Source organism: Gordonia sp. NB41Y (assembly GCF_030718915.1).
GTDB classification, from domain to species: Bacteria; Actinomycetota; Actinomycetes; order Mycobacteriales; family Mycobacteriaceae; genus Gordonia; species Gordonia desulfuricans.
The window spans coordinates 3,336,968-3,350,657 of the sequence record NZ_CP132196.1 but is presented as its reverse complement, the minus strand read 5'-3'; the positions used below and the strand labels follow the sequence as shown (position 1 = coordinate 3,350,657).

14 protein-coding genes are annotated in these 13,690 nt (G+C 67.2%); 2 read left to right on the top strand and 12 right to left on the bottom strand.

The features are described from left to right. Window positions 1-36: 36 nt before the first annotated feature. The 11 genes from Q9K23_RS14485 to Q9K23_RS14435 all read right to left on the bottom strand — a co-directional run bounded on the left by Q9K23_RS14485 (window position 37) and on the right by Q9K23_RS14435 (window position 11,139). On the bottom strand, window positions 37-741 hold the full coding sequence (locus tag Q9K23_RS14485) for a GntR family transcriptional regulator (protein WP_053778400.1): 705 nt from the start codon (window positions 739-741) through the stop codon (window positions 37-39). A 196-nt stretch (window positions 742-937) separates the two neighbouring features. Then, window positions 938-1,852 (bottom strand): oxygenase MpaB family protein, encoded by a 915-nt coding sequence (locus Q9K23_RS14480; RefSeq protein WP_020793537.1) that lies wholly within the window; start codon window positions 1,850-1,852, stop codon window positions 938-940. 42 nt (window positions 1,853-1,894) lie between these two features. Further along, window positions 1,895-2,557, bottom strand: coding sequence for a hypothetical protein (locus tag Q9K23_RS14475; RefSeq protein ID WP_053778399.1), 663 nt, complete (start codon window positions 2,555-2,557; stop codon window positions 1,895-1,897). After that, window positions 2,547-3,803 carry an MlaD family protein gene (locus Q9K23_RS14470; RefSeq protein ID WP_020792114.1) on the bottom strand — a complete coding sequence of 419 codons (1,257 nt, stop codon included), beginning with the start codon at window positions 3,801-3,803 and terminating at the stop codon, window positions 2,547-2,549. Before Q9K23_RS14470 ends, Q9K23_RS14475 begins: the two co-directional genes overlap by 11 nt. A gap of 1 nt (window position 3,804) precedes the next feature. Then, window positions 3,805-4,902: an MCE family protein gene (locus Q9K23_RS14465; protein ID WP_020792113.1), complete on the bottom strand. Its 1,098-nt coding sequence runs from the start codon at window positions 4,900-4,902 to the stop codon at window positions 3,805-3,807. After that, entirely contained in the window at window positions 4,902-6,050 is a 1,149-nt protein-coding gene (locus tag Q9K23_RS14460; RefSeq protein WP_174519006.1) for an MCE family protein, read from the bottom strand. The genes Q9K23_RS14465 and Q9K23_RS14460 overlap by 1 nt, the downstream gene beginning before the upstream one ends. Continuing rightward, window positions 6,050-7,093, bottom strand: a complete 1,044-nt coding sequence (locus Q9K23_RS14455) for an MlaD family protein (protein ID WP_053778397.1) — start codon at window positions 7,091-7,093, stop codon at window positions 6,050-6,052. The genes Q9K23_RS14460 and Q9K23_RS14455 overlap by 1 nt, the downstream gene beginning before the upstream one ends. Window positions 7,094-7,099: 6 nt before the next feature. Continuing rightward, on the bottom strand, window positions 7,100-8,122 hold the full coding sequence (locus tag Q9K23_RS14450) for an MlaD family protein (protein ID WP_020789638.1): 1,023 nt from the start codon (window positions 8,120-8,122) through the stop codon (window positions 7,100-7,102). Further along, on the bottom strand, window positions 8,119-9,468 hold the full coding sequence (locus Q9K23_RS14445) for an MlaD family protein (protein WP_020789641.1): 1,350 nt from the start codon (window positions 9,466-9,468) through the stop codon (window positions 8,119-8,121). Before Q9K23_RS14445 ends, Q9K23_RS14450 begins: the two co-directional genes overlap by 4 nt. A gap of 1 nt (window position 9,469) precedes the next feature. Continuing rightward, window positions 9,470-10,330: an ABC transporter permease gene (locus Q9K23_RS14440; RefSeq protein WP_020789639.1), complete on the bottom strand. Its 861-nt coding sequence runs from the start codon at window positions 10,328-10,330 to the stop codon at window positions 9,470-9,472. Then, window positions 10,330-11,139 (bottom strand): ABC transporter permease, encoded by an 810-nt coding sequence (locus tag Q9K23_RS14435; RefSeq protein WP_020789640.1) that lies wholly within the window; start codon window positions 11,137-11,139, stop codon window positions 10,330-10,332. Before Q9K23_RS14435 ends, Q9K23_RS14440 begins: the two co-directional genes overlap by 1 nt. A 173-nt stretch (window positions 11,140-11,312) precedes the next feature. Here Q9K23_RS14435 and Q9K23_RS14430 point away from each other — a divergent pair, with 173 nt between their 5' ends. Both Q9K23_RS14430 and Q9K23_RS14425 read left to right on the top strand, forming a co-directional pair. Continuing rightward, on the top strand, window positions 11,313-11,717 hold the full coding sequence (locus Q9K23_RS14430; protein ID WP_053778396.1) for a hypothetical protein: 405 nt from the start codon (window positions 11,313-11,315) through the stop codon (window positions 11,715-11,717). Window positions 11,718-11,744: 27 nt separating this feature from the next. Then, a complete protein-coding gene (locus Q9K23_RS14425; RefSeq protein WP_053778395.1) occupies window positions 11,745-13,049 on the top strand; it encodes an aspartate aminotransferase family protein in 1,305 nt (434 codons plus the stop codon). Between the two features lie 39 nt (window positions 13,050-13,088). Here the strand turns inward: Q9K23_RS14425 and Q9K23_RS14420 are convergent, their stop codons facing one another. Continuing rightward, window positions 13,089-13,580: a PPOX class F420-dependent oxidoreductase gene (locus Q9K23_RS14420; protein WP_053778409.1), complete on the bottom strand. Its 492-nt coding sequence runs from the start codon at window positions 13,578-13,580 to the stop codon at window positions 13,089-13,091. Between the last annotated feature and the right edge of the window lie 110 nt (window positions 13,581-13,690).

Sequence of the window (13,690 nt, the reverse complement as noted above, 5' to 3'; positions counted from 1 at the left end):
GGTCAGGACGCGGTGGCGCCCAGGAATCCCCTACCGCTAGGACGCATGGACGCGCTGGGCGTCGGAGTCGGGCTCATCCCAGAAACCGATGTCATCGAGACTCCGGATCAGGCGATCCCGTGCGTCGGCGAACCGTGCCTGGATCTCCCCGCGGATCGCCTCGGCGTCACCGTCACGCAGGAATCCGATCAGCCGACGGTGACTCGCCACGGCCTGACGGCCCCACTCTGGATCCTGCGCGTACAGCTGATGCGGCGAGTACTTGTTGGCCGAGAAGAGGAACCACGCGAGCTTCTTGCTGTGGCCCATCAGGTTGACCCGACGATGGAACGCGAACTCACGGTCGAGGACGCGCTCGGGAATCCCGGCGTCGACCGCCGTATCGAGTTCGTCGACGATCTCGGCGAGTTCGGTCAGTGCCCGCGGCAGGTCCGGGTCGGCGGTGGCGTGCACCGCCAGCCGGGACGACAACTCCGCCTGCATCCAGAAGATGTCGACGATGTCACCACGCTCGAGGCTCTCCACGATGAACCCGCGGTGCGGCGACGATCGCACCAGGCCCTCGCCCCGCAGCGTCACCAATGCTTCCCGGACCGGGGTCACACTGCAGCCGAGCGCCGACGCCGTCTCGTCGAGCCGGATGAACTCGCCGGGCCGGATGTCGCCGGTCATGATGCGGGTACGCAGATGATCGGCCACCTCGTCGGTGAGCTGTCGGCGACCGAGTCGCACAGCAGCCATCGTCGGTTCTCCTCTCTTCATCCCCGACCGACTTGACGTAACCGTCCGACCGCCTGTCTCCGGCATCTGGTCCCACGACCGGTCCGGAGTGCCGGCGGGCACGCACGATATGTCAACCGTACGGCGCGAACGGCCTTCTCATACCGCCGGATGCGATCTTCGATGGCCAGACCCACCAGGCCCCGATGCGGAGCACTCAAATCATCGGCCTGTCGTGCTTGATCCGATGCCGCAGATCCCGCATCAGCCAGCGGCTGCCACCGAAGCGGATCGACTTGGGCAGAAACTTGTTGACGATCGAGACGAAGGTGAACAGATGCTCGAATCGACGCCGGTCGTCGGTGGTCCACTCGAGCCCGAGCTGATCGCGGAACAGCGGTGGCAGGAATCCGATGGTGAGGAATCGGAGCAGGTTCACGAACGGCAGCCGGATCAGCGGGTTGATCATCTTCAGGTCCACCAGGTCGTTGAGGAACTCGCAGGTGGTGTCGTCGATGACGATCCGCTGGCTCGCCACATTCCAGTAGTGGTCGAACTCCTTGCGGCTGGGCGGCCACATGTCGTCGGGGACCTGCAGGGTGGTGCCGAGTGTCTTGGACGACTGGTAGAACTCCTCGGCCTCTTCCTCGTCCATCACCCCGTGCAGCAGCTGATGAGAGTCCTCGATGCCGATGAACAGGCATGCGGCGACCCACATCTGCAGTTCCCGGTTGAAGGCGTTGTACTTGACCGGGCTGCGCTCGTCGGAGCGGACGTGCCGGTGTGCGGAGTTCACCGCCTCCCGGAACGCGGTGCGTTCCTCCTCGGTACCGAGGATCGCCACCGCCAGATACTGGGTGGTGGTGCGGGCACGCTTCCACGGGTGATGCATCAGCGAGCCGGACTCCACCTTGGACTCCATCACGCCGTAGGCCACCTCGGGCCAGCCGAGTTGCATGACGACGTTGGCCGCGGCCCCGGCGAACGACCAGAAGTCCAGCGCCTCCTGGACTCGCGCCGGTTTCCGCAGGCTCGTCACCCGGCGTTTGCGGGTGGTGATCTTGATTCTCGTCTGGGCCGTGGTCAATTCGGCCTTCGTCGTGTCCAGCGGGGGGAGGTAGCCGGCGGCCATGACTGCACCTTCTCGAGTCGGGATGATGGATTGTGCTGTGGATCAGATGGTCTCGACGTTGTCGACGAGCCAGCGGTCACCGGAGCGCTGCAGGGTCACCAGCATCCGGTAGGGCTGCTTCTTGCCGTCGGGGGCCACCACGTTGCGGGCCTCCTGGTCGACGAACAGCAGCACGGTGGCCTTGGTGGGGTCGATCTGTTCGATCGCGGCGTGCGGGACGGTGGCGGTGGCCTCGCCCTTGCCGTTGGTGACGATCTCGGTGAGGGCGCCGACCATCTCGCTGTACTTGGCGGCGAAGTTCTCCGTCGACATCGCCGCGATCGCGTCCTTGTTCTTGTTCAGGTCGCGGTAGTCGAAGCTGGACAGCTTGATCGCGTAGTCGCGGGCGGTGTCGACCGCCTGCGTACGCATCTCGACGCTCACCGCCCCGGAATCGGCGTCGGTGCGGGACTGCACACCGAAGTAGCCGGCCGCGCCGACCGCGGCGACGAGCAGCACCGCGAGGATCGCGATCACCCACGTCGTCGACGGTCGGCGGGGCTTGGTGCGCACGACGGTCGACGACGCGGCCGACGACTCCTCGCTGGTATCGGTGACATCCGCGGTGTCGGCATCGCTGGTGTCGGCATCGGCCGTGTCGGTACCGGTGTCGGCGATATCAGCGATGTCGGTGATATCGGCGGTGTCGGTGAGGTCAGTTGCCATGGGATTGTGCCCTTTCCAGTAGCTCTCGCCACCACTCGAGGAGTTCGGCGCCGTTGGGGATCAGTAGCGGGTCGGTGACCGCGGGTGGACCCGACACCCCGCCGGGGGAGGTCCAGTTCTGGGTGCCCAGGTCGTCGGGCCGCGGCGCATTGACCGCCCCGCGCTGCCCGTACCCGTTGCCCGGCGGGCAGTATCGGGTCAGATTGGGATCGCTCGGGGTGAGATCCCCGATGGCCCTTCGCGGTTCGTCGTAGAACATGCAGACCGGACCCTGGGTTCCGATCAGCGCGAAGTCGGCGCGGCCGTTCTTGACGATCGACCGCAGATCCTTCAGCCCTTGCGGGATGGTCTGCAGGCCGGTGGCCAGCGATGCCGACCGGCCGCTGATGACGGGTTCCACGGCAACCAGGTTGGCCAGCACACCACCGAAGGTGCCGCGGTATTTGTCGAAGACCTGCTGGGCGTGGTCGAGTGCCTGCGGTGACCGGTCGAGCAGATAGACGAACACCGGCTGGTTGGCGTCGAGCTGATCGGTGAACGTGGCGACCGATCGCATCCCCTTCTCGAACGACACGGTGTTGTCGCTCATCGCACCCAGGACGTCGAGCCAGTCGCCCATCAGTCCCTGCAGGATCGGGGCATTGCGGCTCACCAGATCCGAGAGTGCCAGTCCGTTGGAGATCAGGGTGCTCAACGATTCCTGGTCGTCGCCGAACGCCTTGTACAGCTCGTTGCCGACGGTGGCGATGTTGCCCGGGCCGATGCTGTCGATGATCTTCGCGGCCTGCACGATGATCTTGTCCATCTGCATCGGTTGCCTGTCGGCGGGCGCGGCGATGGAGTCACCGTCGGTCAGATAGGGGGCATCGTCGTTCGCCGGGACGATGTCGACGGACTGGATGCCGGCCATCGTGGCCATGCTGACCTGCATGTAGGCGTCGTGCGGGATGCGGGTGTCACCCCGCACCACCAACTCGATCTCCGCACCCCGGCCGTCGGCGGCCAGGGTCACGTCGCTGACGGTGCCGATGTCGACCCCGCGTAGTGTCACGCCGGTTCCGCTGGAGAGCCCGAAGGCGTCGTCCATCCGCGCGTGCAAGGTGATCTTGGAGCCGAATCCCTCTGGGCCCGCGACGAAGTTGATCCCGTAGGGGATCACGATGGCCGCGATGAGCAGGAAGATGGCGAACTGGACGGAACCGGTGGGCAGGGTGAACCGCTTCTTGCCGGTGGCGGTGCGGGCCATGTCAGTGACCTCCCCGTCGGGTACCGGCAGCGGGTGCGCCCTGTCCGGTGGCCGAGGCCAGTCCGCCGGTCAGCGCATCCCGGAGGTCCTTCGGTGTCGGCAAGGGCTGTCCGGCGAGCAGGATGCCCCCGGTGAGGATCTTGTCGATGCCGCCGGGGATGTCGAGTGCGCCGTCGAACACCAGGTAGTCGCCCCGGATCGACCGGTTGAAGTTCGTCATGAAGGAGTTCATGTGGCCGAGGGTCTCGCCGACCCCGGAGTTGAACGACGCCAACGAGTTCACCAGGGTGTTCGCGTCGGTGACCAGTGAGTTCAGTTGCGGCTGACGGCCGGTGACGATGGCGTCGGCGCTGCGGGCCAGCGATGTGGTCTGATCCATCAGCCGCACCAGCTGTTGACGCTGCTTCGCCAGGACGGTCACCGCGGCGGGGGTCTGCGCGAGGAACTGGTCCACCAGGTTGCGCTGGCCCGCCAGGACGTCGGTGACATCTGCGGCCGCCGACATCGCGGCATTGAAATCGGCTGTGTAGTGCGATGATCGGGACAACAACCGGTTGAGCGTGTCGATCAGGGTGCCCACCTCGTCGGAGCGGTTCTCGAAGGCCTCACCGAGACTGGCCATCACCGACTGCATCTGACTCATCCCGCTGCCCTGCAGGATGTTCCCGAGCGCGGCGAGGGTGCCCTCCACCTGCGGTCCGACGCTGGTCTCCGACAACTCGATGTGATCGCCGTCGGCCAGGCGGCCCTCGGGATGTTCCGGGGCGGTCAGCCGGATGAACGGAGTACCCAGCGCCGACGGGATCTCCACGGTGGCGAGGACATTCGCCGGGAGTTCGGTGCCGTCGTCGAGTGCGAGGGTCAGGCGGGCGTCATTCCCCTCGAGTCCGATGTCGGTGACGCGCCCCACCACCTGCTGCCCGTTGCGCACGTCCGAGCCGTCCACCACGCCGTCGGCCGTGGTCAGCTCGGCGGTCACCTCGAAGGTCCCACGTGCGCCGGCGAGCGGGATGTCCTGCAGTCCCACCGCACATCCGGACACACTCGCGACCGACGCGGCCAGCGCCAGCAGTCCGGTGGCCCATCGTGTCCGCGACATCAGTTGCCTCCCTTCGGGGGCAGTGCGCCACCGGTCACCGCGGACACGATGCCCAGCGGGTCGGAGGCGGAGATCGGGAACGAGATCGGGTTGGTCAGGCCGGCTCCGATACAGATCGGCATCGGGAACCGATCACACAGCGGCTTCAGCGTCGTGAACTGTGTCAGCGTGGTGGACACGTTGAGCCGGATCCGGCCGCGACGGTCGGGGCCGATGGTGCTCGACAGGTTCTGCATCATCAACGGCGCGAGGTCCATGAACTCGGCGAGCCCGGATTTGTTGGCCGCGAGGGTCTCGCCGAGTACCTGCAGGTTCTCCGCGACCACTCCGACGTCGTCACCGTGCTGCATGACGAACGCATTGACCTCGTCGAACACCGTCTTGAGATCGGCGATGGGAGTGGTGATGTCCTGATCGGCGGTGGCCCACTGGTTGCTCAGCACCCCCATCGAGTCGATCAACCCGTCCAGGGAGACCTGCTTGGCGTGAAAGGTCTGCATCAGCTGGTTGAGGCTGTCGATGAGGTCCTGGATGTCCTCCCCGCGCGCACCGATGATTCCCGACGCCGATGCGAGTTGTCCGACCGCCGTGTTGAATTCGGTTCCGCCACCGTCCCAGGACCGTGCGGTGCGGGACAGCAGGGAGCCGAGGTCGTCCTTCTGCGGACCGTCGGACGGTCCCATGATCTTGGTGAGCACCCCGAGGCTCTCCATCAGCTGGTCGAAGCTGATCGGCGAGTGGGTGCGATCCTGCGGAATCGTTGCGCCGTCGCCGAGTTCGGGGCCCGTGGTGTAGGCCGGACCCAGTTCGAGGTGCCGGTCGCTGATCACCGACGGGTTGAGTACGTAGGCCTGCACAGCTGCGGGTAGCCGCACGTCACCGGGGATGGTCATGGTCACCCGGACGTGGTCGCCGCGCGGTTCGACGTCGTCGATCTTGCCCACCGGCACGCCGAGCACAGTGACCTTGGAACCGGTGTAGAGACCGTTGACGAAGGCGAAGTCGGCGTGGACGGTCTTGGTGTCGGGGGTCCGGCCGAAGACATACCAGGCCCCGGCGACGAGTGCGCCGACCAACAACAGTGCGGTGAATATCTTTCCGCCGTAGTGCTTTCGATGGCGGACCTCACGGACCTGACGGAATGCCATCAGCTGCACCCCCGCATCACGCCGAGCACGCAGAGCATGTTGTCGGGGATCACCGCCGACGGCGAGGCCACGTCGGCCCAGTTGCCGTTGCCGGTGGTGTCGGTGATCGTGCGCAGTGCCGGTGGCAGCTGATGCAGGATCGCGTCGATGTTGTCCACGTTGTCCTTCAGCGTCGTGGTGACCGAGACGATGTTGGTGGTCAGCTGTGCCATCGGGACCTGCGGGAAGGTGGCGGCCATCTGGCCGAGCACCAGTCGCAGATTGTCGGCCAGCCGGGTGAGTACCACCTTGCGCACCACCAGGGTCTGCACGATGGCCTGGGCACCGACCATGGCGTCGGTGATCGAATCGGTCTGTGCCGCGGTCACCGTCGCCAGTCGCTTCGACAGCGCGAGCAGCTGGTCGAGCTGCGAGCCGGTTCCGGTGATCACCGCTGCGGCGCCGGCCGCACCCCGCATCGAGTCGTTGATGGTGGCCGAGTCCGGCAGGATCGAGTTCATCGTGGACATCATGGTGCGCAGCAGCTCCGGGTCGATCTCGCCGGCCGAGTGCACCGAGGCGGCGGAGATGTCGTCGAGGCTGTACGGGGTGTCCGTGCGCGCCAACGGGATCGTGTCGTCGGGCCCCACCTGCCCCGGCCCGCCCGGGGTGATGTCGAGGTAGCGCTTGCCCAGTACGGTCCGCAGGCGGACCCCGGCGCGGGTCCGGTTGCCCAGCGGCTGGTGGTTGTCGAGCCGGAATCCGACGCGCACCCGGTCACCGGCGAGGTCGATCGATTCGATCCGGCCGGCCGGAACACCCGCAACCAGAACGGGATCGGCGGTGGTCAGCCCGGAGGCATTGGCCAGTTCGGCGGTGTAGGGCGAGGTCTTGGCGTGGTAGGTGAGCTGCGGGACACCGAGTGCGACGAGCATCAGCACCAGCAGCGTGATGATGCCCGCGGTGCCCAGGACCGCCGGGGAGGCACCCTGTGAGCGCTTGTCGGATTTGAAGACGAACTCGAGGATGCCGACGAAGACGTCGATCAGACGAACCAGGAACATCGCCGATCACCTGCACACCGGGGAGTGGGTGGGCCCGAAGATATTTGCCTCCAAGTCGAATGCCTTCAGCGTGAAGTTGCACAGGTAGAGCATCATGAAGCCGCCGTAACGGCCGGAGTCGTTGATCTTGCCCGCCATCACCGGGAACTGGTCGAGGAACTTCTCGAACTGTGCGGTCTGCGGAATCCAGCTGCCGGTGACATCGCGCAGCCCGGTGAGGGTGGACGCGAACCGGCCGTCGGCGGCGGTCATCATCTGCGCCAGCGACGAGAGTGCGCGGTCGCCGCTGTCGAGGAGGGCACCGAGTTGCCCGTCGTCGCCGACGATCGCCGAGGTCAGCTGGTTGAGGCCGGTGAACAGTTCGGTCATCTGCGGGCTGCGCCGTTCGGCGGTCTCCATCAGCACGTTGAGGTTGGTCACGAGCCGGGCGAAGATCGCCCCGTTGGCCGAGAGGTTCTCACCCATCGACGCGATCTGTGTCAGCAGCAGGTGCACCGACCCCTGTCGGCCCTCGAAGGTGTCGACGAATCCCCGGGCGAGGTCGTTGACCTGGTTCGGTTCGAGGGCGTCGAACAAGGGCTGGAAGCCGTTCATCAGTGCGGTCAGATCGATCGGTGGAGTGGTTGCGGCCAAAGGGATCTCGTTGCCGCTGCGGGCCGGTATCCGGGTGTCGGTGCTGGGGCTCAGCGCGATGTAGCGTGCCCCGAGCATGTCGCCGTAGCGGACGGCGGCCTGCACCCGTTCCGGGACGACCTGCCCCTTCTCGATCTCGACGGTCACCGATGCCTTTGCGGTTCCGTTGTCGCCGTGGACGAGTCGGATGCCGTCGACACGGCCGATCCGCACCCCGGACATCTTGACCGGATTGCCGGCGACGAGCCCTTCGGCGTCGGTGAAGTCGATGACGTAGGTGTCGGTGGCCCCGGCGACCGGCACGCGCAGGGTGTTGACCACCAGGACCGCGGCGATCAGGCCGATGATCACGAACGACGCCGCCTTGAGGACGGTCATCGGAGACAGTGTGGTCACGATGCGCTCACCTGGGCCCCTCGGACCATCGGTCCGAGCATCATGACGGTGGCCGGATTCGGCTGTCCGTCGGTCGATTCGATGGTCGTGCTGTTCCGGGTGACCATCCCCTCGAGGCCGCGCAGCGCCTCGCGCTCACCGGTGCCGTCGATCGACACCTCTCCGCCGAACGCCGACGGTGCAACGCCGGCTTGTGGTGTCGGTGTGGGTGATTGCGGGGTGCGTCGTGGCGGGTTCAGTACGGTGCCGTTGCCCGTGCCCGGGGCCCGGACCGGTCCCACGCCGCGTTCGGAGCCGGTTCCGAAGCACTGGCTGCCACGCATCGGCCCATAGGTCGGGCAGTCGGCCGCCGTGTAGGGCATCGGCTGGGCGAAGGTCGGGACCGCGGTGATGTCGAACTTCCCGGTCGAGAAGACCTGGGCGCCGGCCACGGCGAAGGCGTCGGCCTCGCGCAGCGTCGTCGAGATCCCGGCCGGGTTGTCGGCCACGGTGGACAGGATCTTGCCGGTGGAGTCGATGACCCGGATCAGGTTCTGCTTCTGTGCTGCGACGAAAGGTGCTGCGGTGTCGAGGTATCCGGACGCCGCGGCGAAGAACGAGGCCAGGTTCTGCTGATGGTCGACGATGCCGCGGGAGATGTCGGTGACCGAGGCGAGGGTCTCGGTGATCGCCGGGGTGGCTCGCTCCAGCGACTCCATCACGCGGCGGAATCGTGGTGTGGCGTCGATGAACTGGTTCACCGAGTCCTCGAGCTGGCGCGACGACGCGGCCCACTGGTCGATCATCACGCCGAGGTCGCGCCCCCGCCCGCCGATCGCCTTGTTCACCGCGGCGAGCGCGACGGTCATCTTCTCCGGCTCCACCTCGGCGATCAGATCCGACATCTTGCTGAAGATGTCGTACAGGTTGACCGCGTCGGGTCCGGAGTCCACCGCGATCGCGTCACCGTCGGAGAGCGCCGACCCCTGCTCACGTCCCGGAATGGGGACGAGCTGGACGTAGATGTCGCCGAAGAACGTTCGCGGCAGTACGCGCATGATCACCCCGGCCGGGATCGATCCGATCACCGACTTCTCGATGGTCATCCCGACCTCGGAGGAATCCCGGCCGGCGTCGACGGACGAGATCTGCCCCACCTTGACCCCGTGGTAGCGCACCGGGGCTCCGGGTGAGATCAGTCCGGCCGCCACCGGGACCTCGGCATGGATCACCGGATCGTTGCTGGTCAGCCCCGTGCTGCGGCCCACCATCCACACCGCGAACACGGCGATCACGATCAGCGCGCCGGCGGCCCGGACGATGTACCCGAACTTCGACACCGGATTCCCCGGCAGCATCGTCGACATCTCAGATCCCCATTCCCGGGATCTGCGGGACCAGGCCCCACAGTCCGAAGGTGAAGATCACGTCGAAGATGCCGATCGCGAGGATCGAGGTGCGCAGGGCCCGGCCGGCCGCCTGCCCCACCCCTTCGGGGCCGCCACTGGCGAAGTACCCGTAGGAGCAGTGCACGAGGGTGACGATGGCCGCGAAGACCACCGCCTTGGTCGCGGAGTACACCAGGTCGGCCGGGGTGAGCGCGAGGTGGAAGAAGTAGTCGTAGGTGCCCGACGACTCGCCGTTGTACCAGACCACCACCAGGCGGGTGGCGATGTAGCTCGACAGCAGGCCGATCATGTAGATCGGCAGGATGCAGACCATCGCGGCGATCATCCGGGTGGTGGCGAGGAACGGGATGGAGCGGATGGCCATCACGTCGAGGGCGGCGATCTCGTCGGAGATCCGCATGGCCCCGATCTGGGCGGTGAACCCGGTACCGACCTTGGCGGCCAGGGCGATCGCCACCACCACCGGCGCCAGTTCGCGGGTGTTGGCGATGGCCGAGAGCATGCCCGACAGGTTGGTCATGCCCACCAGCTGGAGGCCGCGATAGGTCTCCACGCCGAGCATCATCGCCGCGGCCAGCGACATGGCCAGCACGATGCCCATGGTGCCGCCGCCGGAGAGCAGCGACTTGTTGCCGAAGGTCACCTCGGCGATCTGGGCGAGGACGTGTTTGCGGTAGTGCACCAGGGTGTAGGGCACCGCGGCGACGGCGCGGAGCACAAAGGTGACGTATTCACCCAGGCGGACAAAGCCGTTGACGAAGTCGTCGATGCGCCGGCGCGAGCGGACGCGGACGCGGTAGGTGAGGTCGAGCGCAACCATCAGTAGGCCCCCACTGCCGGAACGATCACCGAATAGAGCTGTGAGAGAACCGTGTTGAAGATGAACACCAGGGCAAAGGCCACCACCACGGCCTCGTTCACCGCGTCGGCCACCCCTCGTGGTCCACCACGGGCGTGTAATCCCTTGAAGCAGGCCACGATCGTGGAGAGCAGGGCGAACATCGCCGCCTTGATCAAGGCCATCACGAAGTCGGAGGTGCGGCCGTACTGACTGAAGGTGGCCATGAACGCGCCGGCCGGAAGGTGCTGTACGTAGACGTGATAGAGGTAGCAGGCACCCACGCCGACGACGGTGATCAGCGAGCACAGCACCACGGAGACGATGATCGCGGCGGCGATTCGAGGGGCCACGAGACGCTCGATCACGTTGAGTCCCATGACCTCCATCGCGTCGACCTCCTCGCGGATCTTGCGGGAGCCGAGGTCGGTACAGATCGCCGAGCCGGCGACACCGGCCATCATCAGGGCGCTCACGAGTGCCGAGGCCTGCCCGACGATGATGAAGGCGACCACCGCTCCCGAGTAGCCGCCGGCACCGATCCGGCCCGCCAGTTCGCCGACCGACACCGCGATGAACACACCCACCGGCAGCATCAGCAGGAGTGAGGGACCGGTACTGACCCGGCCGATGAACACGGTCTGGTTGACGGTCTCGGTGATCGAGAGCCGGAAGCGGCAGAGGGCGACGACGAGCGCGCCGATCGACTGGAGCGCAAAGCCCAGTGTGTGTCCGGCCTCGTTGGCCAGGTCACGAAGCGGCCCCTTGGCTGCGGGCAACTCGAACGCCATACGACCCCCCGGTGCGGCGCGCGTCGGCGGGCAGGTCCACCGCTGAGGCGGTGGGCACCACACCCGACAACGCATGTGATCCAGATCTCGAACTGTCGGACTGAACGCTAACATACTTCATATATGAAATGTGAAACATTGTTCGTCCCGCCTTCCGAAGGAGTCGAGTACCGATGCGTCGTAAAGCCGTGATCACCGCCCTGACCTGCACTGTCGCCGTCACATCGGCCATCACGGGAGCCGTTGCCGGCACCGGTCCGGCCGGTGCCGCCACCATCCCCACGCTGGCCGTGACCCAGTCGGGAACCACCGACTGGCAGCTCACCTACAGCCCCGGCAGCGCGCCCCGATCCGCCCCCGACTGCACCGTGACCCTGGGATCGAAGGTCCTCGCCCGCCACACCGCCACCCGCACGCTGACCGTCCGCGGCAACACCGTGCGGCCCGGCCGGTATCCGGTCCGGGTGCGCTGCGGAACCGGGTGGAGCCCGGCGATCTGGCTGTACGCCCCGCGCGGCCAGATCAACGACATCGGCACGTGGGCGTCCAACACCACCGCCGGTTCACTCGGCATCTGAACGGTGTTCGGCCGTACCGTTGTGCGCATGGCCCCCACCGATCCGCAGCCGGTCACCGCCCCCGACCTCACCCGTCATCTGATCCGGTACGGCGGCACCATCTCCCCGGAGCTGATCGGCCGGGCCGAGGGCAGCTTCGTCCACACCGCCGGCGGCCGGCGCATCCTGGACTTCACATCCGGTCAGATGTCGGCGATCCTGGGGCACTCACACCCGGAGATCGTCGCCACGGTGAGCCATCAGATCGCCACCCTCGACCACCTGTTCAGCGGGATGCTCAGTGCCCCCGTCCTCGACCTCGCCGAGCGGCTCACCGACACCCTCCCCGACCCGCTGGACAAGGTGATCCTGCTGACCACCGGCGCGGAATCCAACGAGGCCGCCATCCGGATGGCGAAACTCGTCACCGGCCGACACGAGATCGTGTCGTTCGCCCGGTCGTGGCACGGGATGACCGCCGCCGCGGCCGCCGCGACCTACAGCGCCGGTCGCGGCGGATACGGTCCGGTCGGTCCGGGGAACTTCGCACTGCCCACCCCGGACGCCTTCCGGCCCGACTTCACCCACCCCGACGGCACCCTCGACTGGCAACGGCAACTGGACTTCGGGTTCTCGCTGATCGACGCCCAGTCCACCGGGTCGCTGGCCGCGTGCATCGTCGAACCGATCCTGTCCTCGGGCGGCGTCATCGACCTCCCGCCCGGCTACCTCGCCGCACTGGCCGACAAGTGCCGGCAGCGCGGCATGCTGCTGATCCTCGACGAGGCACAGACGGGCCTGTGCCGCACCGGTTCCTGGTACGCCTTCGAGCGCGACGGCGTGGTCCCCGACATCCTCACCCTGTCCAAGACGCTCGGCGCCGGTCTCCCGCTCGCGGCCACCGTCACGTCGTCGGAGATCGAACGGATCGCCCACGACCGCGGATTCCTGTTCTTCACCACCCACGTCTCCGACCCGCTGCCGGCCGCCGTGGGCAACACCGTCCTCGACGTCCTGCAGCGCGACCGGCTCGACGTCCGCGCCGCCGAGGCCGGTGACCTCCTGCGCGGCGGACTGGCCGACATCGCGCGCCGCCATCGGGTCGTCGGCGACATCCGTGGCCGCGGACTGCTGCAGGGGCTCGAACTCACCGACACCGACGCCGCCACCTCCGACGAACTCGGTGCCGCGATCACCCGCCGCTGCTACGAGCTCGGTCTGCACATGAACGTGGTGCAACTGCCCGGACTCGGCGGCACCTTCCGGATCGCGCCGCCGCTCACCGCATCCGACGACGAGCTACGCCTGGGTCTGGAGATCCTCGAGCAGGCGATCGCCGAGACGACCGCCTGACCCGGGCCGCCGGACCCGGGGCCGTCGGTTCCCGGAGAGTCAGCCCTGTGCGTCGCGGGCGTCGAGATCCGCGGCGACCCCGGCCGGGAACCCACCGGTGGCGATCGGGCCCCATGAGGTCGGGGTGACGCGGATCAGCGACTTGTTCTGCAGTCGCATCGCCGCCCGGTACTCGTCCCAGTCGGAGTGCTCGCCGGCGATCGACCGGAAGTAGTCGACCAGACCGTCCTCGGCATCCGGCATGTCGAGAACCTCGGCGGTGCCGTCGATCTGCACCCACGGGCCGTTCCACTCGTCGGAGACGATGCACACGGTGACCGCGGGACGCCGGCGTGCGTTGGCGGTCTTGGCGCGACCCGGATATGTCGCGATCACCAGGCGCCCCTGGTCGTCGACGCCCCCGCTGACCGGCGACAACTGCACGCGCCCGTCGGCGCGGGTGGTACCCAACAACATTCGGTGCCGGGGTCGGACGAACTCGAGCAGGGCGGTGAGGTCGACGGTGTCGGTGGTGGCGATGGTTCGGGCCATTGCACCACCGTACGGGCGCACGGCCGCACGCCGCACGAGTGGCGCAGATCTCGATCTCGCACAGCACTGCCGGATGCGTCACCGGCACACCGGCCGACAGGCATAGGGTG

What these genes read in the sequence shown, in the direction of transcription:
- Q9K23_RS14465 (WP_020792113.1), bottom strand. Translation starts at nt 4,902, where the DNA reads ATGTCGCGGACACGATGGGCCACCGGACTGCTGGCGCTGGCCGCGTCG.
- Q9K23_RS14440 (WP_020789639.1), bottom strand. Translation starts at nt 10,330, where the DNA reads ATGGTTGCGCTCGACCTCACCTACCGCGTCCGCGTCCGCTCGCGCCGG.
- Q9K23_RS14475 (WP_053778399.1), bottom strand. Translation starts at nt 2,557, where the DNA reads ATGGCAACTGACCTCACCGACACCGCCGATATCACCGACATCGCTGAT.
- Q9K23_RS14430 (WP_053778396.1), top strand. Translation starts at nt 11,313, where the DNA reads ATGCGTCGTAAAGCCGTGATCACCGCCCTGACCTGCACTGTCGCCGTC.
- Q9K23_RS14480 (WP_020793537.1), bottom strand. Translation starts at nt 1,852, where the DNA reads ATGGCCGCCGGCTACCTCCCCCCGCTGGACACGACGAAGGCCGAATTG.
- Q9K23_RS14455 (WP_053778397.1), bottom strand. Translation starts at nt 7,093, where the DNA reads ATGTTCCTGGTTCGTCTGATCGACGTCTTCGTCGGCATCCTCGAGTTC.
- Q9K23_RS14425 (WP_053778395.1), top strand. Translation starts at nt 11,745, where the DNA reads ATGGCCCCCACCGATCCGCAGCCGGTCACCGCCCCCGACCTCACCCGT.
- Q9K23_RS14420 (WP_053778409.1), bottom strand. Translation starts at nt 13,580, where the DNA reads ATGGCCCGAACCATCGCCACCACCGACACCGTCGACCTCACCGCCCTG.
- Q9K23_RS14445 (WP_020789641.1), bottom strand. Translation starts at nt 9,468, where the DNA reads ATGTCGACGATGCTGCCGGGGAATCCGGTGTCGAAGTTCGGGTACATC.
- Q9K23_RS14435 (WP_020789640.1), bottom strand. Translation starts at nt 11,139, where the DNA reads ATGGCGTTCGAGTTGCCCGCAGCCAAGGGGCCGCTTCGTGACCTGGCC.
- Q9K23_RS14470 (WP_020792114.1), bottom strand. Translation starts at nt 3,803, where the DNA reads ATGGCCCGCACCGCCACCGGCAAGAAGCGGTTCACCCTGCCCACCGGT.
- Q9K23_RS14485 (WP_053778400.1), bottom strand. Translation starts at nt 741, where the DNA reads ATGGCTGCTGTGCGACTCGGTCGCCGACAGCTCACCGACGAGGTGGCC.
- Q9K23_RS14460 (WP_174519006.1), bottom strand. Translation starts at nt 6,050, where the DNA reads ATGGCATTCCGTCAGGTCCGTGAGGTCCGCCATCGAAAGCACTACGGC.